The 26,568-nt window shown below is 68.5% G+C and carries 25 protein-coding genes and 1 pseudogene; 9 read left to right on the top strand and 17 right to left on the bottom strand.

Features of this window, described 5'->3' with window-relative positions:
* Window positions 1–198 precede the first annotated feature (198 nt).
* Both ACFYXM_RS10930 and mihF (ACFYXM_RS10925) read left to right on the top strand, forming a co-directional pair.
* Entirely contained in the window at window positions 199–495 is a 297-nt protein-coding gene (locus tag ACFYXM_RS10930) for a hypothetical protein (RefSeq protein ID WP_389288661.1), read from the top strand.
* Window positions 492–812, top strand: coding sequence for an integration host factor, actinobacterial type (mihF, locus tag ACFYXM_RS10925; RefSeq protein WP_389288660.1), 321 nt, complete (start codon window positions 492–494; stop codon window positions 810–812). The genes ACFYXM_RS10930 and mihF (ACFYXM_RS10925) overlap by 4 nt, the downstream gene beginning before the upstream one ends.
* A 117-nt stretch (window positions 813–929) precedes the next feature.
* Here the strand turns inward: mihF (ACFYXM_RS10925) and ACFYXM_RS10920 are convergent, their stop codons facing one another.
* A complete protein-coding gene (locus tag ACFYXM_RS10920) occupies window positions 930–1,469 on the bottom strand; it encodes a hypothetical protein (RefSeq protein WP_389288659.1) in 540 nt (179 codons plus the stop codon).
* 825 nt (window positions 1,470–2,294) lie between these two features.
* Here ACFYXM_RS10920 and ACFYXM_RS10915 point away from each other — a divergent pair.
* The 3 genes from ACFYXM_RS10915 to ACFYXM_RS10905 all read left to right on the top strand — a co-directional run bounded on the left by ACFYXM_RS10915 (window position 2,295) and on the right by ACFYXM_RS10905 (window position 5,445).
* On the top strand, window positions 2,295–3,041 hold the full coding sequence (locus ACFYXM_RS10915) for a hypothetical protein (protein ID WP_389288658.1): 747 nt from the start codon (window positions 2,295–2,297) through the stop codon (window positions 3,039–3,041).
* A gap of 104 nt (window positions 3,042–3,145) precedes the next feature.
* Window positions 3,146–4,333, top strand: a complete 1,188-nt coding sequence (mihF, locus tag ACFYXM_RS10910; protein ID WP_389288657.1) for an integration host factor, actinobacterial type — start codon at window positions 3,146–3,148, stop codon at window positions 4,331–4,333.
* 206 nt (window positions 4,334–4,539) lie between these two features.
* On the top strand, window positions 4,540–5,445 hold the full coding sequence (locus tag ACFYXM_RS10905; RefSeq protein WP_389288656.1) for a hypothetical protein: 906 nt from the start codon (window positions 4,540–4,542) through the stop codon (window positions 5,443–5,445).
* Window positions 5,446–5,563: 118 nt separating this feature from the next.
* On the opposite strand, the gene ACFYXM_RS10900 is transcribed toward ACFYXM_RS10905, so the two are convergent.
* From ACFYXM_RS10900 to ACFYXM_RS10845, 12 genes are all read right to left on the bottom strand, one after another.
* Window positions 5,564–6,073, bottom strand: coding sequence for a hypothetical protein (locus ACFYXM_RS10900; protein WP_389288655.1), 510 nt, complete (start codon window positions 6,071–6,073; stop codon window positions 5,564–5,566).
* A gap of 167 nt (window positions 6,074–6,240) precedes the next feature.
* The gene (locus tag ACFYXM_RS10895; protein ID WP_389288654.1) at window positions 6,241–6,705 is read right to left on the bottom strand and encodes a hypothetical protein; all 465 of its coding nucleotides are present in this window, start codon (window positions 6,703–6,705) and stop codon (window positions 6,241–6,243) included.
* 66 nt (window positions 6,706–6,771) lie between these two features.
* The gene (locus tag ACFYXM_RS10890) at window positions 6,772–7,044 is read right to left on the bottom strand and encodes a hypothetical protein (RefSeq protein ID WP_389288653.1); all 273 of its coding nucleotides are present in this window, start codon (window positions 7,042–7,044) and stop codon (window positions 6,772–6,774) included.
* 100 nt (window positions 7,045–7,144) lie between these two features.
* A complete protein-coding gene (locus ACFYXM_RS10885; RefSeq protein ID WP_389288652.1) occupies window positions 7,145–8,509 on the bottom strand; it encodes an ATP-grasp domain-containing protein in 1,365 nt (454 codons plus the stop codon).
* Between the two features lie 44 nt (window positions 8,510–8,553).
* Window positions 8,554–11,178 (bottom strand): FtsK/SpoIIIE domain-containing protein, encoded by a 2,625-nt coding sequence (locus ACFYXM_RS10880; RefSeq protein WP_389288651.1) that lies wholly within the window; start codon window positions 11,176–11,178, stop codon window positions 8,554–8,556.
* A gap of 320 nt (window positions 11,179–11,498) precedes the next feature.
* Window positions 11,499–11,891 (bottom strand): hypothetical protein, encoded by a 393-nt coding sequence (locus ACFYXM_RS10875; RefSeq protein ID WP_389288650.1) that lies wholly within the window; start codon window positions 11,889–11,891, stop codon window positions 11,499–11,501.
* Between the two features lie 73 nt (window positions 11,892–11,964).
* A complete protein-coding gene (locus ACFYXM_RS10870; RefSeq protein ID WP_389288649.1) occupies window positions 11,965–12,918 on the bottom strand; it encodes a hypothetical protein in 954 nt (317 codons plus the stop codon).
* A gap of 28 nt (window positions 12,919–12,946) precedes the next feature.
* Window positions 12,947–13,963 (bottom strand): DciA family protein, encoded by a 1,017-nt coding sequence (locus tag ACFYXM_RS10865; RefSeq protein ID WP_389288648.1) that lies wholly within the window; start codon window positions 13,961–13,963, stop codon window positions 12,947–12,949.
* Between the two features lie 31 nt (window positions 13,964–13,994).
* Window positions 13,995–15,263, bottom strand: a complete 1,269-nt coding sequence (locus tag ACFYXM_RS10860; protein WP_389288647.1) for a hypothetical protein — start codon at window positions 15,261–15,263, stop codon at window positions 13,995–13,997.
* A 233-nt stretch (window positions 15,264–15,496) separates the two neighbouring features.
* Window positions 15,497–16,042: a WhiB family transcriptional regulator gene (locus ACFYXM_RS10855; RefSeq protein ID WP_389288646.1), complete on the bottom strand. Its 546-nt coding sequence runs from the start codon at window positions 16,040–16,042 to the stop codon at window positions 15,497–15,499.
* Window positions 16,039–16,734, bottom strand: coding sequence for a RusA family crossover junction endodeoxyribonuclease (locus ACFYXM_RS10850; protein WP_389288645.1), 696 nt, complete (start codon window positions 16,732–16,734; stop codon window positions 16,039–16,041). The genes ACFYXM_RS10855 and ACFYXM_RS10850 overlap by 4 nt, the downstream gene beginning before the upstream one ends.
* Window positions 16,735–16,809: 75 nt before the next feature.
* Complete coding sequence (locus ACFYXM_RS10845) at window positions 16,810–18,273, bottom strand: hypothetical protein (RefSeq protein ID WP_389288644.1); 1,464 nt, start codon at window positions 18,271–18,273, stop codon at window positions 16,810–16,812.
* A 564-nt stretch (window positions 18,274–18,837) separates the two neighbouring features.
* On the opposite strand from ACFYXM_RS10845, the gene ACFYXM_RS10840 reads away from it, so the two are divergent.
* Entirely contained in the window at window positions 18,838–19,722 is an 885-nt protein-coding gene (locus ACFYXM_RS10840; RefSeq protein ID WP_389288643.1) for a helix-turn-helix domain-containing protein, read from the top strand.
* A 20-nt stretch (window positions 19,723–19,742) separates the two neighbouring features.
* On the opposite strand, the gene ACFYXM_RS10835 is transcribed toward ACFYXM_RS10840, so the two are convergent.
* Genes ACFYXM_RS10835 through ACFYXM_RS10825 form a run of 3 tightly spaced genes read right to left on the bottom strand, consistent with a single transcriptional unit; the run spans window position 19,743 to window position 22,066 of the window.
* Complete coding sequence (locus ACFYXM_RS10835) at window positions 19,743–20,186, bottom strand: NUDIX domain-containing protein (protein ID WP_389288642.1); 444 nt, start codon at window positions 20,184–20,186, stop codon at window positions 19,743–19,745.
* Between the two features lie 31 nt (window positions 20,187–20,217).
* The gene (locus ACFYXM_RS10830; RefSeq protein WP_389288641.1) at window positions 20,218–21,501 is read right to left on the bottom strand and encodes an MAB_1171c family putative transporter; all 1,284 of its coding nucleotides are present in this window, start codon (window positions 21,499–21,501) and stop codon (window positions 20,218–20,220) included.
* Entirely contained in the window at window positions 21,494–22,066 is a 573-nt protein-coding gene (locus tag ACFYXM_RS10825) for a hypothetical protein (protein WP_389288640.1), read from the bottom strand. Before ACFYXM_RS10825 ends, ACFYXM_RS10830 begins: the two co-directional genes overlap by 8 nt.
* A gap of 635 nt (window positions 22,067–22,701) precedes the next feature.
* Here ACFYXM_RS10825 and ACFYXM_RS10820 point away from each other — a divergent pair.
* From ACFYXM_RS10820 to ACFYXM_RS10810, 3 genes are all read left to right on the top strand, one after another.
* Complete coding sequence (locus ACFYXM_RS10820) at window positions 22,702–23,406, top strand: ScbR family autoregulator-binding transcription factor (RefSeq protein WP_389288639.1); 705 nt, start codon at window positions 22,702–22,704, stop codon at window positions 23,404–23,406.
* Between the two features lie 524 nt (window positions 23,407–23,930).
* Window positions 23,931–24,989 carry a cytochrome P450 gene (locus ACFYXM_RS10815; protein WP_389288638.1) on the top strand — a complete coding sequence of 353 codons (1,059 nt, stop codon included), beginning with the start codon at window positions 23,931–23,933 and terminating at the stop codon, window positions 24,987–24,989.
* Between the two features lie 77 nt (window positions 24,990–25,066).
* Complete coding sequence (locus ACFYXM_RS10810; protein ID WP_389288898.1) at window positions 25,067–25,588, top strand: hypothetical protein; 522 nt, start codon at window positions 25,067–25,069, stop codon at window positions 25,586–25,588.
* A 189-nt stretch (window positions 25,589–25,777) separates the two neighbouring features.
* Here the strand turns inward: ACFYXM_RS10810 and ACFYXM_RS10805 are convergent.
* Window positions 25,778–26,302: pseudogene (locus ACFYXM_RS10805) on the bottom strand (ABC transporter); the annotation flags it as partial.
* Window positions 26,303–26,568: the final 266 nt, after the last annotated feature.

The following is a 26,568-nucleotide window of genomic DNA, read 5'->3' as shown; positions in this document are numbered from 1 at the left end:
CGTCGTCACCTCGGGCAGTTGACGGTCGGACCGTGCGACTGCGTGGGCACCGCGGTGTCCGCTTCGCACGGCAGACTGCCTCACGTAGTCAACACCGCCCCCGACGCTCGCGCTCGCGCCGGGGCGGCCGTACGGACATCGCATGTGGTCGACCGCTCGCACGTTCGTGTCGACGCCGGTCGTCAAGGAAGGACGATCATGAACGACGCGGCTCCCGCTGCGCACGGCGACGCCCTTCTGCAGCAGGCCATTACCTCGCTGCGCGAGGGCAACCCTCTCGTCGACCCGGCCTTGTACGAGCCCCTCACCGAGCTGCTTGAGGACGCTGCCCAGGGCGATGACGAAGGTGTGATCAACCCCTACGTCGAAGCCGTCGCCGCAGCACTGCTCGGCAGCCCGCTGACGCCTGCTCGGCCGGCGGCCGCGCCTGGGCACGAGTCGGCGGCCGCTTCCGACAGCCACACCCCTACAACGACCAGGAGCACCCTCTCGTGACCGCCCTGCCCCGCCTCACCGCCGACGCCCGTGCCCAGGCACTGCAGAAGGCCATCGCCGCCCGCAAGGAACGCAGTGAACTGCTGATCAGCCTCAAGGCAGGCCAGATCTCCCTTCACGAGGTTCTCGACCGTACGGACACGGTCGCAGGCAAGATCCGCGTACGCCCCCTGCTCGAAGCGCTGCCCGGCATCGGTAAAATCCGTGCCGGCCAGCTCCTGGACCACATCGGTATATCCGAACGCCGCCGAGTCCGAGGGCTCGGGCCCCGTCAGAAGGCCAAGCTCCTCGATCTCTTCCCGTCCCAGAAGAAGTGAGCCGCCTTGTGCCCGGTGCCCGTCTCGCTGGGCACCGGGGCCTGGTTGTCCTCTGGCCTCGCGTCCCGGCCGTCCCTCCGGGGTGTCGGACTCAGGCACCGGGCGATCGGAGCCTGGCTAGGCCCGGGCCCTTTGTCGTGCTGTGCGGCGCTCGTTCCGGGCGGCTTCCACCGCCGTACGCCGCCGTTGGCGAGCCTCCTCCGTGGAGCGGCACTCGTCCGCGATCTGCCGCCCCAGAGCTGCTGCCGACCATGCGCCTGGGCGGTCGCTGCTGCCCAGCTCTACTCCGGCGGGGGGTGTGGGTACTCGGGTGAGCTCCGGCTCCTTGCCGGGACCGCCGTACAGAGCGACGTATCCAAGGCCGACAGCCCAGAGTCGGAGGGCTTCCACCTCGCGTACCACTGCTTGCCCCAGATCTCCGTCGGGGGTGTCGGCCCAGAGAGCCACCTCGTGCCAGCCGTCGGCCGGGGGCGGAGCGAACTGCTGCACCGCGCTGGCGACGGACTCGGTGGTCTCCAGCCACAGCCGGGTGCCGGCTTCGTCCCGGCAGGCCACTCCCAGCAACGGCCACGTCCGGACGTCGTGCTCGACGGCTTGTCCGTCGGAGGTGTACGGCGTGAGGCGCAGACCTCGGAACCGGAGACCGTTCACTGTCACCTCGGCATGTGGGGACCCTGATGCCTGCGCCGGTGTCCGCAGGCCTTGCCATTGTGGCCGACAGGATCCGCGTCCTCATGGGCCTGCCAATCCGAGGGGAGAGAGTTTGCTGTGTTCCGTCATGAGCCTTACGCGCCCTGTTCCTTGCCGCTCGCAACCTGCGGTGCGGCCCGGCGACATGCTGCTGCGTCAGGTGGGCCGGGACTTCACGGTCTTCCTGGCCAAGGCTGTCGCGGTGTTCGACGGTCCGGTGGACGTTCCTCACGGCCTGACAGCCGGGCTCCTCCGTGCCAGGCGCAGGCCCAGCTTTCCGGACAGCCGCAGGCCGACTTCCGGCACGTCGTCGGCGTCGCCTCTCTCGCTGCCGGAACCATCGAACGTGCAGGGCGCTCCGTCCTGCCGTCGACTTTCTTCACCGCCGCCCGATCGACACCAGAGGTCCAGGTATGAGCCAGGAACGTAGCCACGACGAGATGAACGACCTGATCGACGCTGAGCGCAGGGTCGACTGGGACGAAGAGGAATACGAGCGGTAGGCGCTCAGACCCCCGAGTCCCTCGATGGGGTGAGGCGACCGTCAGCAGGCTCGAGGCAGCTGGGACGACCGCTAGAGTCGGGCGCCGGGAGTAGCGCAACCTGACTCCGGCCTGCATGGGCGCCCACGCCGCCGCAGGACCGGCCAAGCCGTCTCGGACGCAGCGCTGCATTGTCGTGTAGCCAGCCGGTACGTCTTCCATCATGGAACGGACGGCGGGGGCGTGGGGCCTGCCGGAGGGGTTCACCATGGTCAGGAGTCGTAAGGCTCGCCGGAACACGCAGGCTCGCGTGGCTGCCACGGGACAGCGGCCGGCTGCCGCCTACCGTGAACTGCGCGCGGTGAACGCACCCTACGAGGGGTACGTCGTCGATCTTCACCATGTCGTGGACGACATCACCGCGCCCGGGCACCAGGGGGACTCCTGGGCGTACCGGGTGCGGACTCCGGAGGGAGTCGACCTGACGTGGAGTGACGTCAACGCCCCCGATGCTGGCGGCCCGGAGCTGACTTCCAGGCAGCAGATCTCCCTGTTCGGCGGGTGGCCGCTGACTCCTGAGCTGCTGCGGGCCCGGTTCCCGGGCGCCCGGATCATCGAGCACAGCGTCATGCCGGAAGGTTGCCACGGCTGCCATCTGGTGAAGTGCTGGACCGTACACGTCAGGTGCACCGTTCCGTGCGAGCGTCTCGAGGCTGCACGGGAGACGGAGGCGCGGTGCGAGGCCGAGGAGGCGTTCGACCGTGCGTACGCGGCGTACCAGGCGGAGCTCGCTGCTCTGTGGCGTCGGCACGAAGCCGAGGACGCCGATCTTGAGCGGAATGTACAGAAGGTCCGCGAGCGGGTGGAGGCCTGGCGGACCGCGGTGGACTCCGGGCGCTGGGAGCATGCCGGGGGTACCGAGGCGATGTGGAGTGAGTGGGACGCCTGCAACGCGCGGGAGCGTGATCAGCGTGAGCGGCATGACCAGGAGTACAAGGAGCTGACCGGCAGGCAGCCTGAACCCCCTGCCCACTGGAAGACGGCTGCCTCGGCCTGAGCTGTGATCTGTCGGCCTGTGGCCGCACCGGTGAGTCCGCTGCGTAGATGCTGTGGTGCGTGCATCACTAGGCGGCGGACACGCCGGTCGTACGATGTGACGTCATGGACCGGCTCGAACGCCCCGCCCGCACCGAGATCACCGCGCTGCTGAAGAAGCTGGCACGCGGCCCGCAGGCGACGTACGACCAGCGCGCCTTCTTCCTGAACGAGTACCTGCGGGTGCTCAGCGACTTCCTTGAGTTCCCCGAGGAGCGGATCCAGGCAGGCGACCTCGCGGACGTTGGCTACGCGGTCGCGTGGCTGAACGCCGCGGCCGCGGGTTACACCCGTCAACGGCGAGTGGCCGGCAAGAAGGACGCGGCCGCGGCGTCGCAGGCAGCTCGCTGCGCCACTTTCAACGCCTTTGCTCGTCACCTCGGCCAGCCGGAACGTCTTTCCGAGGGGTGGCCCGACAGCCAGGGCCTGCCGGTCGACGAGAGCCGCCGGGTAGTGGAGCTCCTTGCGGACAACCGACCGCCGCGCACGAACCGCAGCACGTGGGAGCGCACCAGCGCGCTTGCGGCCCTGAGGCTCGTCACCGGCCGCCCGCTGTCCGAACTCGCTGGTCTTCAGGTGTCGGCCCTCGACCTGAAGGCGGCCCCGCCCACCGTCACCTTGGGAGAGCGCGTCTTCCCGCTGGACGAGTTGGCGGTGCGGACGATGAATCGCTGGCTGGATACCTGGAAGCGGCTGACCGAACAACTGGAGGGTGGGGCGGTCACGCAGGTGTGGGTCACCATCAAGCCGGGCCGGCCCCGCTACGGTGAGCCAGCCAAGCACCCGTACCTGCCGTGCTCCATCCGCGCTCTTCGGGCGGCTCAGCATGACCTGACCAGCAGACTGCTCGCCCGGCCGACGCGGCTCGGGCAGCTGAGCGGCCCTGATCCAGACGACGTCGCCACCCGAACCCCCAAGAGGCGCCGTGCGGCGCCGGCAGCTCCTCCTCCGGCGCGCACCGCCGAGGACCGGGCGCTGGCGCTCCGGCAGGCTGCCGAGGTCAGGCGTGAGCGGGCGGAGATGCTGGGGCGGCTGAAAGCCGGCGACCTGTCACTGCCCGATGTACTGGCCCGGGAGGACAGGGTGGTCGGCGGTACCCGGGTGGGCCGGCTGGTGGAGTCGCTGCCCGGCGTTGGGCCCGCTGCGCGGAGGCGCATTCTGGCGGAGGTCGGCTTGGACGAGCAGCGGCGTCTGCAGTCCCTCCGGGCCCAGCAACGTGAGCGGCTGCTACACGAATGCTCGACCGTCTCGTGAGCCACGCAGTCGCCCGTGGCTGACGGCTCCGCGTGCGAGCCGGCCTGAGGGGTGGGGAGGCACCCGGGGGATGTGAGCCCTGTGGGGAAACCGCCGGACCCGGTTCTCACTGTCAGGGAGGACCGCGCGGACAGGCGAATCCGCACCTGTTGCGGCGTTCGCTCCACACTGGGGACTCTTGATTCCCAGCCTGGAGCGAACTGCCCATGACCACGGACCCGAGTGCCGGACCGGCCGTCGGCGACGGCCTGCTTGATGAGACCGCACTGTTGACGCACGGCGACACGATCGCCCGTGCGCTGCGGCGTTGGTGCGCAGACCGGATCGAGGACCTGGAGGAGGAGTTCGACCTGTTCGGTGCGCCCGACAATCCATCGGAGCGGCAGCGCTGGACTCTCGAGCTTTCAGAGCCCCGGGCGCTGGCTCTGGCCGAGGTCGAGCAGCTCCAGCGGGTACGGGCGGAGACCAACAGCGCTTGGTCGGAAGACCGGTGGGCCGACCTGGGGGCGTTGGGGCTTCGCCACCAGCGGCACCTGGATGAGGAAGCAGTCGCCACAGCTCGCCGCCTGCATGATCTCTCCGACGCGTATCCGGGGCGCGGGCGGGCCCCCAGGACCAGGCAGTCTTCTGCGACGCCCGGGCCGGGAGAGGTGGCCGTGCCGTGGGGCGTCGATCCCGGCGCTCCGGCCACCGGTCGATCGCCGCAGATGACCTCCCGGTCCTTGGGGGCACTGCTGAGGGAAGCCTTCCCAGGTGCCTCCTCCGGCCGGTGCACGGTGACGGCACACCGGCTGCTGAAGGAGGTTTTGCAGCCGACACTCGGTCCGGTCGAGGCGATGCAGATGCGCCGGGAGATCACAGCGGCCCTGTACGACGGGGTGAGGCCGCCTGCCGACGAGCACGAAAAGCACCGCAACCAGTGGATCGTCGAGTCGGTTCTTGGGCGGGTGGTCGTACCGCTTGCTGATCAGCGCAACCGGCTCGCGGCCACGGTGGATGACGTCCGCGCTCTCCACCCGCTCATCTCGGGTGGCAGTTGCCCGGTTTGCAGGGTTGCGTCTCCGTGTCCGACACGGCGAGCGCTGGGGGACACGGCCGTAGACGGCATGTGAGCGGAATGGCCCTGGGGGCATCTGGGCTGGCGCCGTCTGTACGTGCTCGTGAGCAGAGGAGCTGGTGGTGGCCGCCGAAGTTCGGGGCCGCCACCAGCTCAAGCGGGCGCCGAGCCGGTCAGAGAGGACGCCCGGCGGGCAGAAGAGAGTCCTCCGGCAGGCCGTCCTTGAGGAGCGGGTAGCTTCTGTCCGGGTCCTGGAGGATGCCGCCGCCGTCATACGGCCACCGCTGCGGATCACGGAACGCCACTCCGATGTAGGCGCGGCCCGGAGTATCAGCCCAGGTGGGGTCCACCACCGTTCCGTCTGCCCGGATGCACCAGGCGTGCGCGAGGGGGAAGTCGACGCCGTCGGGGAGGGCGAACCCCTCGGCGTAGACCAGACCTTCGGAGCGGTGCTCGCGGGCGTACCGGGCGGCATTGCTGTAGCACAGCCGTGGCTCCATGCCCGTCAGGTCGGGCGGAGGAGGAGAGACGGTGAAGCGGCGCCCGTGGCTGAGCAGGAAGTGGTAGAGCGTGGGGAACGCCCATCCGTCTGTGTCGTAGTTGCCCTCAGCAAGCCTCGCTACGTCATGGAGATAGGTGGCGACCGCCCCCTCGGAGAGGGGGTCGACGATGGGTGTGATCATGGGCGAGAGCTTCCTCCGGAAGGGCCGCGCCGAGCCTAGGCGAAACCCGCATCTGGGGTGCGGCCCTCCAACAAGGTGATGCTCGCACTGCGGCACAACGCCCTGCACGCGCTGTCGCTCCCGGCCACCACGGCCGGACACCGGACGGAGACCCCGCTAGACCCTGCTCAGGCGGTGAGCGGCCACTGCTCGGCGACCTGCTGCTGGGCCTTGTGCCACGCTCGCTCCAGTTCGCTTCCCTCGGTGGGGTCCTGCAGGGACCATCCATCGGCGGCGAACTGCCGGATCTGCGGCAGCAGCATGAGAGAGGAGCCTCGCAGGGCTGCCCTCAGCACAACGGTGGCGGACGGCTCGTGGGGCGAGTCGCCCCACCAGTCCGGCACGCGCCCCTGCCGCCGCGGCGCCGGCTGATGGACGACATCACAGACGCGCAGCGTGGAGCCGAGGACGAAGGGGCGGAAGTCGTCGCGGGACGTCAGTCGTAGCGAGCTGACGCTGAGGCGGCTGCCGATGGCCGGGACGGCGAGAGCGAGGTACCCGTCCGGGCGGCAGAGCGCCCCGAGGAGGCGACGCTGGTCCACGTCCATGGTGGCGGCGTCAAAGAATTCGATGCGGATTCCCAGGTCAATCATGGGTCGATCCTGCCGCCGTGACCGGACACCCCTTGGCCAGGTGCAGGCGCTGGCGTCCCGGTGGGGCTACTCCTGGGCGCCGTCGTTCCCTGCGTCTCCGGCCGTGACGGCGGCCAGGGCCGCTTCGAGCTTCTCCTGGGCGATGGGCCCGGAGTCCGGGAGGCCGGCGGCTCGCCACGCGGCGACGGCGCGTTCAGTGTCCCCGGCCACAGCCTCGACCATCATGTCCTTGGCGTCCTTCTCGGCGACGGCTCCGTCAGCGGGCCCGAGGTCGACCAGGTGCACGGCCATTCGGACCTTGCTGGGCCGCTCTCCAGCCTGGGCCTTCGTCGTCTCCATCTCCTTGTAGACGCGGACGAGCCGACCGACCAGGCGCTGGGCCGTGGCATACAGCGCCTTGCCTGAGTCGTTCTCGAGCCGATCCGTTCGGAACCGTTCCTCACCCCGGCCTAGAGCCTTGATGTAGATGAAGGCGCGGTTGCTGCTCTCTTCGATCTCGACGCGGGTGAGGACGCCGCGGACACGGTCCTTGGCTCCTTCGACGCGCGCGATGTCGGCGGCCAGCTGGGTGCCGTCCAGGTAGAGGTTCAGCGCGAGCTCGCGCACCCGGCCGTGCCAGGCTGCCTCCAGCCCGGGGCGACAGGGACCGGCGGCCTGCGCTGCAGCGACGATGAGCTGGTGGGGTACGGATCCATTCACGGGTCTCATGATGCCGCGCGCTGTCTCCGACGCACACGGGAGGTGCGCCGGGCGTCATGCGGGTCTGCGGAGCCCCGCATGACGCCCGGCGGGGCCGAGGAGCGAATTCGACATTGCGAATCCGTCCTGGCCAGGAGGTGAGCTCATCGTCGAAGTCGAGGAGGGTGCGGGGGTCAACGAGGGCCGCGGCGAGCAGAGCGGTCTGTGAGGTCCCCAGGTACTTGTCGATGATGTCGGGGGAGGTGGCGCCGCCGAGTCGGGCGCCGGTTTCGATCAGGACGGGGCCGCGGGCGGTCAGCATCACCTCGGTGTGGGCGGCTGACTCCTGGATGCCGAGTGCGTCGAGGACACGGCAGGTGTAGGCCTTGAGCAGCTGCGCCTCGGCTGTGTGCGGGGCGACGGGCTCTTCATAGTCGTACAGGGGCATGGGCCCGTCGGAGGCCCGCTTCGTGTAGCGCCAGATCTCCGCGAACCGGTGATCGCCGCCCGAGCTGACCGAGTTGATGTAGTACTCGTCGCCGGACAGCCGCTCCTGGACGATGACGGCGGCGTTGCGCTGCCCGAAGATGTTCGGCTTGGCCAGGATCGCCTCGGTGGCGTGGGCGATCTCTTCAGGGGTCTGGCAGAAGCGCACACCGTCGGTCGCCGCGCTGGCCAGGGGCTTGACGACCGCTTCAGTGAGGCCGGAGGCCGTGAACCATTCGGCTGCGGCCGCCGGGCTGCTCACCGTGGTTCCTTGCGGTACGTCGAGTCCGGCGCGTTCGGCGGTCTGATACATCAGCGCCTTGTCCCGCCGTGCCAGACGGCCGGCGGGGGTGTTGGTGGGGAGGCCGAGCTGCTGGGCGAGCGTTTCGGCCAGCGTCACACCGGATTCGGAGCCGGCGATGACCCGGGAGATGCCGAGGGTGGCGAGCTGCCCGGCGAGTGCGGGGATGTCGTCGGTGTAGCCGAAGTCCAGGGAGTAGTCGTCGGGGCGGAAGGTGCGCTGCAGGAAGCCGTTAGTGCGGGGCTCGCTCTGGACGTGGATGCAGTTCACGCCGAGGTCGCGCAGGCGGCGGGTCAGGCTGACGCCTGTGGAGTAGCCGTCGACGATGCAGATCTTCATGTTCTTCCTAGGTTCTGGCGCGGGGTGAGGTGTGATGCGCGAGGTCAGCTGAAGTCGAAGCCGGACATCCAGTTGCCGGCCGGGAGCTGGTCGGAGGCTGGCTGCTGGGGCACGGGTGGGGCAGGTGGCGGCTTCGGGGCCGGAGTCTCGGGCAGGCGCGGCTGCTCCGGCGGTTGGGCGGCCGGAGGGGCCGCCGGAGCAGCCGGGGGCACCTTCGGGGCCGGTGTCTTCGACAGGGGCGGCCGCTGAGGTTCATCCGCTGGAGGTGGTGAGGGCTCCGGCGTCGAGTCGGGGGTCGGTGGGGGCTCGTCGACGAGGTCGCGGCGGACCCAGCGGGGGTCCTGGCCGCCGTCCTTGTTGGGCACGAGCACCTGCACGTAGCCGAGTTCGGCGAGGTGCGCGCGGGCCAGGTCCTTGGCCCCGTGAATGGTGACGGTGGGGTCCCAGGGCAGGGGCGTGGTGTCGTCGGGCAGGAACATGATCTGGGCCTGCTGGTAGCCGTACTTGGGGTCGTAGCCCCAGGAGCGGCCCTTGGGGGTGCCTTCGGCCGGGAAGCGGGTGCCATGGTCGGAGTTGAGGATCTGCTGCGATTCGTACTGGTCGAGTGGTCCGACGCCGAGGCGTCGGCCGAGCTGGGAGCGCAGCTGCATGCCGAGGATGTCGCCGGCCGGCTTCTGGGCGGCGCAGGCGATGTTCGTCTCCAGTGCGCGGCCGAGGCGGGCGACCTTCTCGAGCATCGCCTTGGCGTCGTTCTTGAGTTCCTCGATCTCCTTGTTCGCGGACTTGGCGAGGTAGTCAGCGATCTCGTCGAAGAAGAGGATCAGCCGGCCCGGGATGGTGTCGTCGTCGCGCAGGACGACTTCGCCTCGGGCGACGGCGTCGCGGAGAAGTTGCAGGTTGCGGCGCCCGTACTTGTTCAGGAGGGACTGGCGCTTGTCCATTTCGCCGGCGAAGGCCTGGATGGCCTCGTAGATCTCTTCGTCCGTCGCGGCGAATCTGATGACGGCGGGGAACTCGGGGGTCCAGGTGAAGTCGGTGCGCTTGGGGTCGCAGACGATGAGCTGGTAGATGGTCGGGTCGTACAGGGCGGGGAAGAGGATCAGGGACAGGGCGACGGACTTGCCGGCGCCGGTCTTTCCGCCGATGAGGGCGTGGGGGGTCTGCTGCAGGTCCCAGTCGAGCCATCCGCCTCCCTTGACGGGGCCGAAGCGGATGGTGCCGCGGCGGGCGAGGGCGAGGAACTCCTCGAACTCGGGGCTGCCGGGTTCGGGGAAGGCGAGCTGGGTGGGCAGTCTGGGGACGGCGCTGACGGTGACCCGGCCTTCGGCCTCGCTCCAGGCGTAGTGCCAGTCGTTGGTGTCGGTGAGGGAGTCGGTGTGCTGTTCGAAGGCGTCCCTGGTCTCCGGCTTGGTGACGTCGTAGGCGCCGAAGGTCACGGTGAAGGACTCGGGCCGCTCGACCGGGGAACCCTTGCTTCCTCGGTGGCTGCTCCAGGTGTGGATGTCCACCTCGACGGGGTCCTGGCCGCGCTTGGTGGGGAACTTGGACTCGACGACGGCCTGCAGTCGGGCTGTTTCCCGCTTCCGCACGGCGCGGGGGTCTGCGTTGGGGACAGCCTCCAGGACCAGCCGGTTGGTGTTGTCGAAGGACTCGAAGGACCATTTCGGCAGCCAGGTCCGGTCCGGAAGAGTTTTCGACAGGGCGGTGTCGAGGGTGCGCTCGATGCGGGTGCGCAATTCCGGTGCGGCAACGTCCAGGGTGCCCAGGCCGATGGTGATCTCACGGGGTGTGTTGGCCTTGGGGTGGTTGGGGTCGTCGATCCACCTGGTGATGTCGACGGTGAGCTGGCCGGCCTGCCGGGCCGGGATCTGGGCGGTGATGAGGTCGGAGATGAAGCGGGTGCCCTGCTTGCGGATCGCCTCCGGTGAGCCGGCGGGCACTCCGCGGATCGTAAGCTCCCCGGGCTGCCAGGTGTAGATCCACACGTGGCAGCGGTCGATCTGGGCGTCGATGACGCGTTCGACGTTCTCCCGGAAGGCGCGCTGGGAGACGTCGTAGGCGCCCAGGGTGACAGTCAGCGCGGTGGGGGCTTCGCGGCCGTCGCGGTCCTCCCAGGCGCCGACCGCGACGGACACGTCGACGTCGACGCCGCGGGGCGCGGGGAAGAGCTGGCCGATGACTGTGTTGATCCACCGCTCATCCTGCATACGCAGCAGTCGCGGGTCGCCCTCGTTGACAAGATCGCACGCCAGGGAGCCGGGGTTGGCCCAGTCGAAGACCCAGCCGGTGCCCGGCGGGATGGGTGCGGCTTCGACGGCTTTCTCGGCCTGCCACCGGGTGCGGGCCTGAGCGGCCGGCCCCGAGGAGGCGATCATGATGCGTGCGGCGGCGATCGCGGTGGAGCGCCGCCAGCGGGTGACGCGGATGTACTGGCCTTCGTTCACCGGCCGGGTAACGGTGGGAGCCGGCAGTCCGCATGGCTTCATCACGCGGCCGTACAGCTCGGACAGAGCTCGCCGCTGGCGGGGGATGACCCGTGCGGCCCGGCCGATGGTGTACAGCAGGGCGGTGACGGTGATAGAGGAGAGGACTTGCCACTGGCGCCACTGCAGGTACCAGGCTCCGGCCAGCAGCAGGATGACCAGCCAGTTGAGGAGGACGTGCGGCACCTTACCGACTGCGCGACTGCGGTCGCGGCCCAGGGTGAATGCCAGCCACGTTCGGGTGTGCGCGCCAACCGGCCATCCGGGCCCTGCGGCGGGCCGGCGGGCGGCGGGGCGGCGGCGTTTTCTGGCCGCGGGCATGAGGGTGGTCCTCCCGAGTCGACAGCGGTGTTACCCGGATCGTGCTCGGGAAAGCGGACAGCTCTGATCCGCCGGTCCGCAGCCGGTGAGCAGGGAGGTGAGCAAGAGCCGCGCTCCCTGCCTGGTGTGACGGTGGTCCGCGTGTACGCAGACGGGGCGCATCGCCATCTACGGACTTGGCCGGGCTATGTGAGCGTTGCCTTGGGGTCGAACCGGTCGTAGGCGAAGCTCTGCCAGATCTCCCAGGCGGTGCTCACGTGACCCGTGCTCACCGCCTTGCCGGTAGCAGCCCAGAAGGGGCGCAAGAGCAGCAGATGTGTCTCCGGCGGGCGGCATCCGTCCGCGTGCGTGACCAGGTGTGCCGTGTGGTTGAACTGGCCGGGGCCGTGCAGGTGGCCGCAGCAGGGAACACGCCAGTCGACGACCCGGTGTCCGACCGGCACCCGGTAGCGGTCCATGTGGGGACGGTAGTGCTCGCGGATGACGTGGTCGCCGTGGGCCTTGGCCGCGTCGAGGTTGGTGTAGGTGCCCAGTGTCTGGTCGAACTTCTGGACGTTCCAGAGGCTGGTGCTGGTCATGGTTGGGATCCTCGGTTTCGGCGGCGCGTACGGATCGCTGCCGCTCGGGGTCGGCATGCTGTCGGCACGCGGGTCATCGCAGATGGGTGTCGTCATGGAGGGCGACCCTGGCCAGCTCGATGCTCTGATCTGGCAGTCTCCACCACATCAGGCGGGGCGCGGCCGAGGTCTGGTTCTTGAGGTGGCAGCGCATCGCGACGGCCTGGTCGGCGCGTACGAGCGGAACACTGCCGCGCTCATCACGGGCCCGCATGCGGTGGACCTGTCGGCCGGGTATGGCGGCGGCGAGGTCGGTGAGGACTTCGACGGTCACCTCGACGATCTTGCGTCGGTCCACGAGTTCGATGGCGTGCAGCGAGGTGAGCCAGTCCGGGCCGAGGGTGAAGGGGGTGAGCGGCTGGCTGGGGCGGTCCGGCTCGGCGATCATGCGCAGCCAGCATTGGTCGAGCTCGTAGCGGAACTGCTGTTCGGGGTCGGCGTAGATGGTGGGGGTGTCGATCTCGGCTCGCTCTTCGGCTGCTCGCAGTGCCTTGCTGAGCCGTCGTACGTCCTGACGCAGCGATGAAGTGGTGCGCTTCTCGGCCGCCAGCAGGGTGCGCAGGTGCTCGATGTCGTCCGGTGCGTGGCTGCTGCGGTCGCCGGGCACGGGCGGGCGGCTGTTGCCGGGCTGGGGCGTCGTGGTGCTGTAGACGAGGGTGCGCCCGAGCAGCTGGTGCTGGATCTCCCGGAGGGCTTCGTCGCTGCGGCCGGGGGTGATCTTGATGAGAGGATGCCGGTGCTTGGGGTCGTCCGGGGCTGCGCCGGGGCGGATGATGCGGACGGCTCCTCCCCACACGGCCAGGTCAGGCATCAGGTCCCGCAGGTTGCGGGCGGCTGTGTGCGTGGTGAGAACCGCGACTTCCGCCTGAGGGTTGATCTGGTCGTACAGACGGATCGGGTCGATCAGTGGGACGCCGTCCTTGCGGCGGGGATCAGGAGACAGCACCGCCACGGGAGCTGTGCGGGACAGATCAAACAGATGGTTCATGAAGGCGGCAGTGTCCGTGTCGCCGACCTCACGTACAGGTTGAGACGTCGCCGCGGTGGTCTTCTCCGGCGCGCTCGGAGGGGGGCTTGGGACGGGCATGGGACTTTCCCTTCTCTGAGTCAGATGTCAGCTGGCGTAGGCGTAGAAGGCCTCGGAGGCGGGAGGGGTGGGTTCCTTCCTCGCTGTGGCGAGGACCTGCTCGGGGGGTGGCTCTGCGTGCCCGCCGGTTCCGTTCACGCTGCTCGCGGTACTCGGCGCTGGGGGCGTCGCCCGGGTGCGGGCGCGCAGGTGGCGTGGGTGTTCCTGACGGCTGCGGGCAGGTGGGCTCTCCAGCTGCTTTCCGCGCGGCCCGGGCTTCCGCCTGCCTGGCACGTTCCTGCTGGTATTCGGCGGTGGGCGGTGCGGCGCGTTCCTTGCGGAGTACCGGGGCAGGTGCCTCGGGGGCCGCTGGCGCAGCGTCGTGGGATGACGCGGTGGGGCGGCCGCTGCGTAGCTGCACGTCGAGTCGGCGCAGCGGGCTGGACCGGCGCTTGCCCTGGTGCGTCTGGGCCTGGAGCCGCTCGAACTTCTCGTTGACCTCGGCGATCACTTGGGCTGACAGGAGCCGCAGGTTGGCCGCCCATGAGGCGGATTCGCACAGGACTCGCAGGGTGCCGGTCTCTTCGTCGAACTCTTCGGCCTTCCAGTGGACAGCACGTGTTTCTCCGAGGAGGGAGTGCCACTCCTTCTTCAGGTCCGCTCCCGCAGCTTCTCCCTCCCATTCGTTGTCCACCACCAGTTGGCTGATGATGCTGCCCAGGGGGTTGGGGTCCCGGCCGTCAGAGCCGCTGGCCCGCCGGGGAGCAGCAGCCCGCTTGCGTTTGGTCTTGACGGGGTTGTTCTTGGCGTCGGCCCTGGCCCGTCGCAGAGCGATTCGCGCCAGGTCAGCGCCTGCGACCGGCTCCGTGGCTGCTTCGGTGGAAGGGGCGGTGGGGAGAGCAGCGGCGTCCGCATTCGGTGCACCGGTGAGGTCCGGTTCCAGGTGCATGGCGGGGTGTGTCGTCATGTTGTTCGTCCTCCTCGTGCTCGAGTGCGGGTCAGTAGGCGTTCTGCAGGCGCGGGTTGTCGCGGAAGCGGATGCAGGCGTCGACGAGCTGCGCGGTGTAGAGGCGGGACGCCTCGGCCACACCGAGTCCGTCGACGGCGGTGAGGACCAGGTCGGTGTCGCCGTAGTGCTTGAAGCGCCCCCAGGCGTCGGCCCTCATCTGCTGCACGAGGCTGGCGTCGAGCTCGTCGATGGTGGTGGCCGCCGCGAATTCCTCGATCTCCTCGACGTTGTCGGCGCTGTCGTTCCTCAGGGCCTGGACGGCGTTGGTGAACTCGGCGGTGGGCGGGGTGGCCCGGGCCTCGTCGGCCAGCCGCTGCGCTGTCTCCCGTTCCTGGGCGGCGTCTCGCTGGAGCTGTGCGGCAACGTAGGCGTGCGCGCGGTGGGGGCGCCACCGCGGTCCGAAGTAGTGGCTGGGGTTGATCTCGTGGAGCCAGGCATGGACCTGCTGGAGGGATGCGCCGGCGGCGGCCTTGTCGACCAGCACCCAGGACAGCTGCTCGATGCGGGTGCGCTGAAGCCAGGTGTGGAGTGGGCGAAGCGCTCGGGCGAACCGGTCGGCTGCCTGGTATACGGCGGCGGTGACGGGGCGGCCGAGGACGGACTTCTTCTTGGGCTGAGTGATCTTGTTCGCTCGCGCCTGGCGCGTAGTTGTTGATCTACCTCTCACGTCAGCTTTAGGGGAGTGGGTGGTGGTGCTACGGGAAGGGGGCTCATGCCCGTTCTGATCTGCTGTTTCCTGCGCGGCGGCGATGGCCTGGGCCCGGCCTTCGGGGGTGAAGCCGGTATGCCTGGCGGTGTATCCGTGGCCGGACAGGCGGTGGCCGTGGGCAGCGTCGTAAGCCGGCGGGATGGTGGCGCCGTAGACGGTGGCGGTGGCGGTGTACGGGCGGCCCGGGAGACGGAGGTTGCGGCGGCTGCCGTGTTCCAGCCAGACGAGTGCGCCGAGCTCGCGCAGGACCTTGATGTGCCGCTTCACGGTGGCGCGCGATATGCCGACGCGCCGGGCGGTACCTTCGAGGTCGTACAGGACGATGCCCCGCTGGAAGTCCATACGGGCAGCGAGGTCGAGGGCGACGTCGACCGTCGTGGTGGCCAGTGCCTTAGGATGCGCGCCGCTGTCGATGAGCCAGGCGACGGCCCGGAGCCAAGCGCGGGGTTGGCAGCGCCGGGACCGGGTGGTGATGACGTCCTGCTCGGCAGACGGGACAGGCTCCAGCCGATGCGGCTCGGCGTGCGGCTGGTGGGATGGGCGGCGCATAAAGAGGGGCTCTCAGTGTTTTCGGGCAGCACAAAGTCAGGCGTGGCTGCCGCTCAGGTGCGGAGGAAGAAGGGGTTCCGCCTCAGGGGCGGGCGCTTGCCGGCTGGAGACCGGAAGCGAGGTAGCCGGGGTCGGCGGTCAGCCGCTGTGGGCGGCGGAGGCCGACCCCGGTAACGCAACGGGCGAGGAGACCGCTCTCGGCCTGCCGCAGCTCGCGCTGTCCGATGTCACGGTCAGAACCAAGGAAGGAGCTGTTCGGCGGTGCTGAGGACCTTCTTCGGGGTGAGGGGTTTCCGTCGCGGCCGCCGGCGCACGTTGCAGGAGCTGCGCTGCTTGCGGCGGATCGTGCGGGGGGAGCACCCGAGCTCCTCCGCCATCTCCACCTGCGTCAGCTGGCCGACCGCGGTCATGGCGGCGACCTTCTCGGCGTCGACCTCGTCGTAGGTGCGGCGGACCATGAGGTAGATGTCCGTGTCCTCTTCCGCGAAGGGGGCCAGACCGAGGCTGCTGCGGATCCGCTCACGGTCAGTCTCGGTGGTGCCGGCGACGATGCCCTTGACCGCATGATCGGTTACCGCGGCGAACAGGCACGACTCAAGCATCGGGCAGGCGGCGCACAGGGCACGGGCCTGGCCGAGGGCCTCACGGAAGTCGGCTTCCTCGTCGGTGAACATGGCGAGCTGGTCCCCGTCAAGCATCTGGTCGTTGATGCCGGAGCCGGACAGGTCCTCGAGGAGTCGGAAGAGATCGGCGTGGATGATGCAGGGTGTGGTGCTCATGCGATGTCCTGGCGGAGAGCTGCGGAAGGTGCGGGGGCGACGGCGATGGTGACGCCGGGCTCCGAAAGGGCCCAGTCGTGCGTTCCCAGCGGCGCGGGATACGTCTTGTGGGGGCCGATGTCGTAGCCGACGATGCGGGAGTCCTCCGTGTAGACGCGGAAGACCTTCTTGTCGGCAGGGGACAGTGCGTCCTGGACGGCGCGGATCAGCTTGTCGATGTCGGGCTTGGTCGCAGCGTGAACGGCTCTGGTCTTGGGCGCGCTCTTGGGCCGGGGCAGCGTGAAGACGGCAGACATGACGAGCGGGCAGTTCGCCGGCTCCCAGTCCGTGCCGCAGGTCTTCCTCGCGGCCGCGTTGATCTGGCGGCGCCACTCGCGGAGTTCACGGCTGTACTTGACGACGCCCGGGGCGGGAACTTCGACAGAGCCTTGGGTGACGGGCGTTCCGATGACGGTGAAGGTCAGTCGCCTTTCGGGGAGACTCTGCAGACTGCCGAGGGCTTCTTCGCTGACGGCGGCCAGACGCGGGCCGGAGGTCTTCTTCGGCAGGGGTGCGTCCGCCGACGGGGCCGGTACGAGGGTGCGGCAGTGGGGGCAGCGGGTCGTGGTGGGGCGGAGCACGGCAGGGCATGACGGACAGGGGCGGTAACCGCGGTCGGTGATGAGGCGCTGTATGTCGATGCTGGTGCCCATCGTGCGTCCTTCTCTCGTTCGGGCCCGGTGGGGGCGGAAGCGTCTGTGCGGCCCTCCCGCCCCCACCGGGGTGGATCAGGCTGCTGTGGCAGCGGGTTCGGCCTCGGCCGTCTGGCGGGCGGCGGCGCTGGCCCGGGCGGCAGCGAGGAACGCGGCCGGGTCGGCTTCCCACTCCGCGAGCGCGGGGAGGAAGTGGGCGATCTCGATGCGCTCCAGCTCGTGGGTGCCGAAGCGGTCGGTCAGCAGCGGGAAGACACGGTCGGGCCAGCCCGCGAGGCCGACGTCCTTGTGGGCCATGAGGATCTTGAAGCGGGCGAAGGCGTCACTTCGGGCCACCGGGTGCACGACCGGGATACCGTCCGGGCCCACGGCGCGGTCGGTCTCGGCGACGCGGGCCACCGTGTCCATCAGCGGTTCCGCGGTGGCAATGACCTTGCTGGCCCACGCGTTGCGGGCGAGGACCGCCTCCGCGCTGATCGGGTCGGTCATCTCGGCGGTGTAGGCGAGTGCGGGCTGGTGGCTGACGACGAAGTCGATCCACGCACGGGCCTCGTGGTGGGAGCGGTCGGACCGGATGGCGCTGCCGTCGGTCTTGCGGTAGACACCGAGCTGGATACGGTCGGCCATCCCCAGGATCAGTTCAGCGAGGGTACCGACCACGGCCGGATCGGTGTCAGGGTCGACGCCCGCCGAAGCGATCATCTGGTGCGCCTGCGCGTACGTCTCCCGGATGGCGGCGGCGAGGTAGGAGCCGTGGTTGAACCTGCCGTCGGTGTTCCAGTCCTCCCACGGCTTGGCCTCGGCCGCGTGGGCAGCCCGCTGCGCCGGGCGGCCCGGGCGCGCGCTGGCGGCGGCGGCCGGGGCAGCGGAGGAGGAGCCGAAGAACCTCTTCAGCTCGTTCCGTATCTGCCCGCTCACGTCGACGCTGCTGGACGAGGCATTGGCGGCGGGGATGATCGCGCCGCCGAAGACGGCGTAACCGTCGGGGGCGAGACTGCCGTCACGGTTCTCCCGCAGCGACTCCCACTCCTCCGGGTCGGAGACCAGCTCGTCGGTGAACACCCCGTTGACTGCGACCACGAGGTTGCGGCAGTTGCGGTTGGTGATCTCCGCGTTCGCCCGGGTCGAGTCGCCGACGATGCCGCGCAGCTCGTGAATGGGCGTGAGCGGGCTGATCAGCTCCCCGCTGTCGTTCTGCTTGTACCGGCGGGTCGTCTCGATGGCGACGGTGACCGGCAGGTCGTTCTTGAACGCCTCAGCCAGCAGCTCCGCTGCCTTGGAGTTGGCCTGGACCGACCCGTGGAAGTCATGCTCCAGGCCGACCGATTCGGCATCGAAGGTGACGCGGCCGGTCTTGAAGGGTCCGTCGTCGGTCGCTTTCGTCTTCACCTTGTACGCGCTGACCTTCACGCCGACGTGCTCCCGGACGTACACACTCGGGCGGGCGCGGACGGTCTGGCCGTCCGGGCCAGCGGCAGCACGCGCCTTCTTCTCGTACGCGATGAACGGACGGCCCTTGGCCGGGGGCTGGTAGGCCATGAGCGAGCTCCTCTTCTCTGGATCAGGTCTGACGTGCTCAGATTCGCGCTCGCCGATGGTCCGATCGAGTTCTCGCGAAAATCCGGCTTCGCCATACCTGCCGGTGGTGGAACTCTTGGCCGCGGCGATCGACGAGTAGGGAGGGGCCCATCGGCCAGTCGCTCGGCCAAGACGCTCACCGCGTCCTGCTTCTCCTCGGTTCCGTTCTGGCGGACGTGATTCGGGCGGCTGCGCCCAGCGTCACCGCCGCGCCAGGCGCGACAGGATGCCGAAAACTGAGGCGTGGGTGCGGACGGGGCCGCGATGATGCGAAACTCATCCAGATCTCCGTATCGGGGATGCCGACCGGACCCGGCCAGTTCAGGTTGTCGAGGCCACGTCGTGGCCGGGTCCGGTGGACCCGTCTCTCGCGAGACGGGCCTTTCGAGGGACGACAAGTTGGGCATAAGATCCCACACGGATCTCACGCCGAATCACTTGTCGGAAGTTATCCTCTTCCGGCGATCCGATCAAGAGTCTTACAAGTGTTCTCTGCCCGCCCACGTCCGCTACTGGAGTCTTTGCATGCCTGAACGTGTCTTTGACCCAGAGGGGTTCCATGCGGCGCGTCGACGCAGGGACCTGAAGCAGCCGCAGGTCGCGAAGGCCCTCCAGGTCAATACGAATCAGGTCTCTCGCTACGAAACGGGGGACAACAAGCCGCCTGCGGAGAAACTGCCAGCCATGGCCGAGCTGGTCGGCCTCTCACTGGACGAACTCGCTCCCCGGTACGGGCTGCCGGACCTGCGGGACCTGCGATGCGATGCCGGTATCCAGCAGAAGGAAACGGCCGAGATCACCGGAACAAAGTCGGCCATGCCGGTGCGTGCCGCCGAGAAGGGGATGCGCAGGCTCAGCCCGAACTTCCTGGAGCCCCTGGCCGAGCGGTACGGCGTCACCGTTGAAGAACTCAAGGCGGCTCAGGAGCGGTCCTTCGGGAATCCGGTGCCGGACGTACGCAGAAGCCGCGCGCCGCGCGCCATCGGCCCTGGCACTCCGCAGACTCTGTCCGAGAAGATCACCTACCTGCTTGAGCAGACGTACGCCGTGGGTGAGCACCCGAGCGACGCCGAGCTGGCCGGCCGCGGCAATATGAAGACAGACCGGTCCGTCCTCAGCGAGGAACTGGTGCGCGCTCTGCGCACGGGAACGGAAGCGACCGAGGACAAGGCGGTCCTTGAGGCCCTGGCCGCTGCCATGGACGCCCCGGTGGTGTTCTTCACCAGCGACAACCCTGAAGAGGCTGCCCGGATCGTCGCGGGCATCCGCACGGTCCAGCTCGGCGTCATGGCAGCCCGAGGGTCCGCAGACGGCCCCCTCGACACTCAGTGGCTGGACTTCATCAGCAAGTCGCTCAGTACCATCGTCGAGCAGCAGCAGCCCGACGGACCGGCTCCCGGGGACAGGTAGCCGGCCCGCCGGGCTGCTCATCACAGCCCGACGTCGATGGTGCGGCCCTCGCGCAGGGCGACCAGCGCCGCTTCCCACATGCCGCGGGCAGCCGGAGGAATCTCCTTCTCGGTGATGTCTCCAGGCGCAGCGAAGCGGAAGCCCCTCAGCTCGCTCTCCTGCAGCTGGATGGAGGCTTGCTGGCCTGCGGAGATCACCCCGCCGTCGAAGACGAAGTACTCGTGCGTGTGCCCCGGTGCCGGCACTGCTGCGTGCACGAGCAGCCGGCCGATCGGCAAGTTGAGACCAAGCTCCTCACGAACCTCCCGACCGCATGCCTCGTGCGGTTCCTCTCCCTCTTCCACATGTCCCCCGGGGAGGTTCCAGTAGGGCTTGTCGACAGGGTCGACGATCAGTACCCGTCCCTGCTCGTCACGGATGACGGCGCCTGCGGACACACCCGGGCGGGATCCGGTCGTTTCCATGTTGGTGATGCTCCAGTGAGGTTCGTTCGGTTCAGGACGAGGCTGGCGCGGAGGTGGAAGAGAGGCCGTTGAGGATCTGCCACCCTTCGCGTTCCGTGATCCGGCGGTAGGCCTGTGCCACCGCGCGGAAGTGGGGCACTTCGGTGGCGAGGTTCGTGCCTGCGGCGAAGGGGAGCGGCGCTGACGGCCCCTCGGGGAGGGTCGCGTAGGCGGCCTGCGCGGCCCGGATCCAGAGCGCTTCGCCCTTGATCTGCGCGTCCCCGTCGGAGGTGCTGTTCCTGGCATGCTCCAGGGAGTGCTCTGCCAGTTCCGGGGGAGCGTGCCGGCTCAGCTCCAGCATGACGTCCCGGATTTCTGTGACGAAGCGCTGCAGGCGGGCGGCCGGAGTCTCGTCGTAGTAGCTGAGCAGGTCGCGGAGCTTGTTGACCTGCCCCATGCCGGCCAGGCGCGCCAGGAAGGCCCTGGGCCGCTGGCGAATGCGGTGAGGGGCTGTCATCGCCATCTCACGCCAGAGCGGGTGAATGGCCACTAGGTGAGTCATCGTTCGGTATCGCTCGCGCGCTGCCTGCCAGGCCGGTGCGACCGCGCCGAACCCCCACAGCAGGAAGGTCGCGTAGAGCACCGCATCGGTTACCGCCTCCTGAGCGAGCGAGAAGTCCTCCGACAACGGCCTGACGGTGATCAGGACGATGTAGGCGATGCGCAGCAGTGCGTACACGACGGCGAGCATCATGGCCACGGCCATCATTCCCATGCCGAATTTCACGGCGCGCCGGGGGATCTGCTTCACCGCGCCGCCCCACTGGGCCGCGCACACTGTGGCGGCTGCGGCGGTGTAGGCGTAGAAGAGGCCCATGTAGATGGCGAGTCCCGGGTCGCTGGCGTGCCGGACCACGAAGTGGGGGGAGTCGACGACGACATCGTCGAGCATGAAGAAGAAGACGAGGGCCATGATGAGGACCGTGGCGAGTGAGGCACGGGTGGCGATGCGGTGGACGAGGCTGGAGATCCGCACGGTCCGGGGGACGTCCGCGGAGGGAGTCGTGGTGCTGTAGACCGCGGTGACGTAGCGCAGCAGGACACAGATTCCGATGATGGCGAGCACGTGCTTGACCAGGTAGGCCAGGTCAGGGACGCCAAGGTCGTTGAGGAAGTCGCGGCCGGGGGTGGTGCGCGTGAGCCAGGATGCGGAGAGTGCGGCGAAGGCGCCCCACAGGGATCTTGTGCGGGTTCGTCCTTTCATTGCGGAGGGGGCCCTCAGAAGGGCTTGCACCAGCAGGAGCGCGGCAATGGTGAATGCTATTACGTCAGGCATGGTCGTCCCGTGAGCTGTGGGGGCCGCCAAGGGGGTAGGTGAAGTCCTCGGCGAGTCGGCGGGCAGGGGTGTCGTCGATGAACTCGGCGGACTCGGCGAGTTCGTGGAGGCGGGAGGCGGCTGCCTCGGTGCGGATCTCTCTGTGGCTGTCGTAGTCGCGTCGGGCAGCGATCTGGCCGTTCGTGATGAGCCGCTCGACCATTTCCAGGAGCAGTCCGCCCCGTAGGTCGTCCAGCTCTCCGTCGGTGACGCCGTCCGCGTCGTCGACCCAGAGGTGCACGAGCTCGTGGAAGATGATCTGCTGGCCGTGGAAGGTGTCCCTCCGCTCGGCGTGGAAGATGAAGTCGAACGGCTGGGTCCGGTGCTTGATCCACAGGCCGCAGACGCCGAAGAGTCCGAGCAGAGCGTCGGGGATCTCCACCAGGTGGATGCGGCGCCCGCGGGCAGCCTCGATGTTGGCGATGAACCTGCCGAGGTCGAAGGGGGTGGGCACGGGCATCGACTCGACGATGTCCTTGGTCTCCTGCCGCAGTGCCCGGCGCTGTCTCCGGGCACTCGTGCGCAAGGCGAAGAGCTGCGGACGGTCCGCTGGCCTCGGAAATGGCAGCTCCCATAACGACCAGAGGCCCATGATTCCTCCACCCGGCCCGCTGGCCGGCCTCATTCGTACGCCATCAACCCCGAGTGCTCCGTACTCCAGGGGTGGTTGGCGGTGCGATGGATGCCGTCCAGGATCCGTCGTGCGCGTTCGCAGGGCGCTGAGGCGCCTGGTCGTTGTTCTCCGGCCCGCCAAGGCTTCCTGGTGTGGAATCGGCTATAACGCGGCAAAATGGGCCTGATGTCCCAGCCAGTTGCGCGGGGACCACGCACTCGCGGCCGCCGGCTGAGTGCGCGCGGGCTGAGCTGCCACCCCGGAGGCGGCTTCGGCACCTTCGACGCGAAGGGGGCCATCTCCAAACTGACTACGCGTGCGCAAATTTGCTTCGTGGTCACAGTCCGAGTACTCGCCAGGCGCGTTTCCGCAACCAAAAATCAGCACGCCCGCGCCCCCTTACGCAGTGAAATTACCGGGCATGCGCCCTGTATAAGCATCCTGGCACATGCCAGATGCCGATGCCGCATACATTACGGGGCGAGCAGTTGGTATTGCAATATGTTCCAGCCATCGACAGCATCATCTCCCTTTCGAAAGGAACGTTGATGACAGACAGCGCACCAAGGCGTCGGGCACGACAGGAGCGGTCGATCCGTACCGAGCGGGCGATCCTGGAGGCTGCGGGTGAAGTGTTCGACCAGTACGGATATGCGGCCGCCACGCTCTCGATGATCATGGAAAGGGCGAAATCAGGAGAGGGCGTAACAAAGGGTGCCCTGTATCACCATTTCGAGTCCAAATTGGACCTCGCCAGGGTGATCCTGGAGCGTCAGGTGCCCATGAGCACCCTGCCCCCGCAGAGCTCGAAGGTCCAGGAGGCGATCGACACCTCCTTCGGCTTCGTCTACCTGTTGCAGACCGACCCGCTGGCCAGGGCTGGCGCACGGCTTTCCACCGACGGCGGCCTGCCGCCCGAGATCGACGGCCAGAGCACCTTCAACGCATGGGCAGAGCATGGGGTGAACCTCCTCACACAGGCGCGCGATCGCGAACAGATGCTGCCCAACGTGACGCCGCGTGAGGCGGCGGAGACCATCGTCGGGTCGTTCATCGGCATCCAGCTGACCTCGCAGGCGATCGATGACCGCGAGTCGCTCCCGCGCAGGGTCTCCACCCTGTGGCAGCTGATTCTCCCCGGCATAGCGGTCCCGGGCCTGCTTCCCGGCCTCGACTTCGCTCCTGACCGGCTGAGTAGGGTCGGGGGGCTCAACTTGCCCGCGACCAAGCCGCATTCGGAGCCAACGCCTTGATCAAATGCGTCAGGAATCCAAACCCGGCCGCACCAAAATTAAACCGACCACCCGCCCTGAATAACGAACCGTCAGAAATCAGGGGTACTCAAATTGAGCGTCCCGCGCTACGTTCGACGGCCAGTGATTCCGGTACGAATCTGCAGCTAGCAACGTTGGCCTGCCTGAGGGGATCGGCATCAGATTTGCATTGCGCAATCTGATGTCAGGCGGGGGGCATGCTGCGGCGCCTACCTGTCACTGAGACAGGACCTCAGCGGCCGAACGCACATCGCGTGCGAAGCGGACAGCGGCGTGCCTCCCGCAACCCCGTTCCTCACGAGAGCGAGACCATGCACACCCAGGACAGCGCTACCGCCTCCCGGTGCCCCATCACCCTTGACCCCCTGGCGCCCGACATCCACGAGGAGAACAGGCGCCTCAGAAGCAGGGGGCCTGCAACGCTCGCACTGCTCCCCGGGTCAGTGCCCGCCTGGGTCGTCACAGATCAAGGGCTAGCACGGCGCCTCATGCTCGACCCACGGGTGTCAAAGGACGCCCGACTCCACTGGCCCGCCTACCAGACCAGTGAGATACGCGCCAACTGGCCCCTGCGCATATGGGTGGACACCCGCAACGCAATCGCAACCTACGGCGCCGAGCACCACCGGCTCCGCCGCGTTCTCGCCCCCTTCTTCACCACCCGCCGGATCCGCGCACTCACCCCGGCCATCGAACACATCACCAGCGACCTCCTCGACGAGCTGGAAAAGCACGCCCCCGGCCCCGTCGATCTGCGCAAACAATTCGCCTGGCGGCTCCCCCTCTCGGTCATCAACATCATCCTCGGACTGCCCGAGGACATGACCGACGAGCTGCGCCGCCACGTCGAAGCCGGCATGAGTACCCACCGCTCGGAAGCCGAGGCGGCCGAGAACGCACGTGCGTACTACGCACTGCTCAACGAACTGATCGGCGCAAAACGAGCGCGCCCCGGCGATGACCTCACCAGCCAGCTCGTCCAGCTTCATGACGCCATGCCCGACCAGCTCTCACACCAGGAACTGCTCGACAGCCTCATGCTGATCACCGGCGCCGGGCACGAGACCACGGTCGATCTGCTGGACCAGGGCGTCACCAACCTCCTCCAGCACCCGGCCCAGCTCAAAAAAGTCCTCTCCGGACAGGCCTCGTGGGAAGACGCCGTGGAGGAAACCCTGCGCCACCAGCCCCCCGGCGCGAACGTGCCGCTCCGCTACGCGGTGGAGGAGATCCACGACGAGGCGACAGGCGTCACCATCCCTCGAGGCGACGCGATCGTCATCAATCTCGCCGCAGTCGGTCGCGACCCCCTCATCCACCGCGCTCCTCACGTCTTCGACGTCACCCGCGCCACCCGGTCCGACCACACCTCCTTCGGACATGGCGTTCACTACTGCCTCGGCGCACAACTCGCCCGCATGGAAGCGCACATCGCTCTCAGCGCCCTGTTCGCCCGGTTCCCCGGCCTGGCTTTCGCCGACCCCGCCACCGGGCCCCTGCCCCTGGAGTCCTTCATCTGCAACGGCCACCGGGATCTCATCGTCAATCTCCGCCAGCCGTAGTTGCGGCCCAGAGCAGACAGGCCCCTCCGAACCTCCTGTCCCGGCCCTCACACAGGTAGCAGGAACACCTGCACGACATGTACGACAGCTTCGGGAGATGTACAGCCATGTACGAGAGCGCACACACCACGCAACAAGCACCGTCCGCGCCCCATCCGCTCCGCAGCATCTACGATGCGCGGCGCCGAGAGCTGGAGTCCACCCCTCCCAGCGAGCTTCTCGACCGTCTCACGAGCATGGGGTTCAGTGACCGGGAGGTGGCGAAGGTCATTCACCGGGCCGAGGATGCCTTCGAGCGCCTGCGGAAGACCGGCGCGATCGACGAAGAGACGGACTTCTGGGCGGAGAGATTCAACCGCCAGACGCAGGATCGCCTGGTCTCGTTCACCGCATCGTGCGAGGCCATAGCCACGCTGGACACCGTACCCAGCGTCAGTGACTGGTTCCGTGCCTCTCTTACGCCTGCCGTGAACTACACACCACTGGACCTCGCCGACAAGGGAATCAAGCTCGAGCTCGACTACGCAGCCGGACTCTGCAGCGTCGAAGAAGCGCTTGTCCTGGTGGAACAGTGGTGGCGCGGTATGACCAGCTGCTGACAACCAACCAGGCCCCCGCACAACGAGCCTGCTGCCAGTACCGCGCCACGGCGCCGACAGACGACTCCTCAGAGGCCGACCCATCCCTCGTCCGGACGAGGGATGGGTCGGCCTCTGAGGAGTGCCTTCAGGAGCGGACGAGGCCCTCACGGACCCACCCCGCATGACCACGACCACCGCACCGCCGGCGTCTCTTGAGTCGTTGTAGCCCGGCCGGTTGTTCGCCGCGAGTTCGGCGCCGAGCGCCGCCTCGATCATAGTGACCTCCGCCGCCCGGGCCAGCACGGGGCGCAGCCGACCAGTCAGCCACGTCACCGCGATCCCCAGCAGCGCACGCAGACCGGCCGCCGCGGCAATGACCGCCAACTGCGGAGCCGCCACCCACAGGCGTTCGGTGATGTCACCCGACGCGACGAGCGCGCTGATAGTCCCCGTGACCGCGAACAGCCCCAGCGCCGCGAGTACCCCCGTTCCGAACTGGCACGCCAGCAGCCCGGCCGTCGCGCCCCGGTCCACCCGCCACGCCATCCCCAGCGACCGCCCCACGAGCGCGGGCAACCGCCGCGCCATCGTGCCGGTCGTCAACTGCGTACCGGCCTGGAGCCGGGACTCGTCCCGGAAGAGGAACTCCTCTTCCGGGGCGCTGTCTTTTTCGTCTGATGTGGTTCTCTCAGATGGTCCTGCGTTCGGATCTTCATTCTTGGCCGAGGTCAAATGGGTCTCCCTTGTCAGTCGCGGCCAGGGGGCAGAAGACTCAACGAGCCAGCCTGGGTTTCGAACGTGTGTGTTTCAGCCGAACTGTGAACCCCAGGAATGGACACGTGGGACGACGCCCAAGTGCACCGTTTTCAAGGCCTGCAAGCGTGGGGCATGGAGGTGGCGTTGGCCGAAAACGCCGGGACGGGCAGCTACCAGGTGATTGGGGCGACGGCCCGGGGAAGGCCGAGGCTGCGGCGGACTCTGTGGACGGCGTAGAGCTG

It is taken from the genome of Streptomyces sp. NPDC002476, assembly GCF_042889785.1.
Lineage (GTDB): Bacteria > Actinomycetota > Actinomycetes > Streptomycetales > Streptomycetaceae > Streptomyces.
This window is presented reverse-complemented; position numbering and strand designations above follow the sequence as displayed.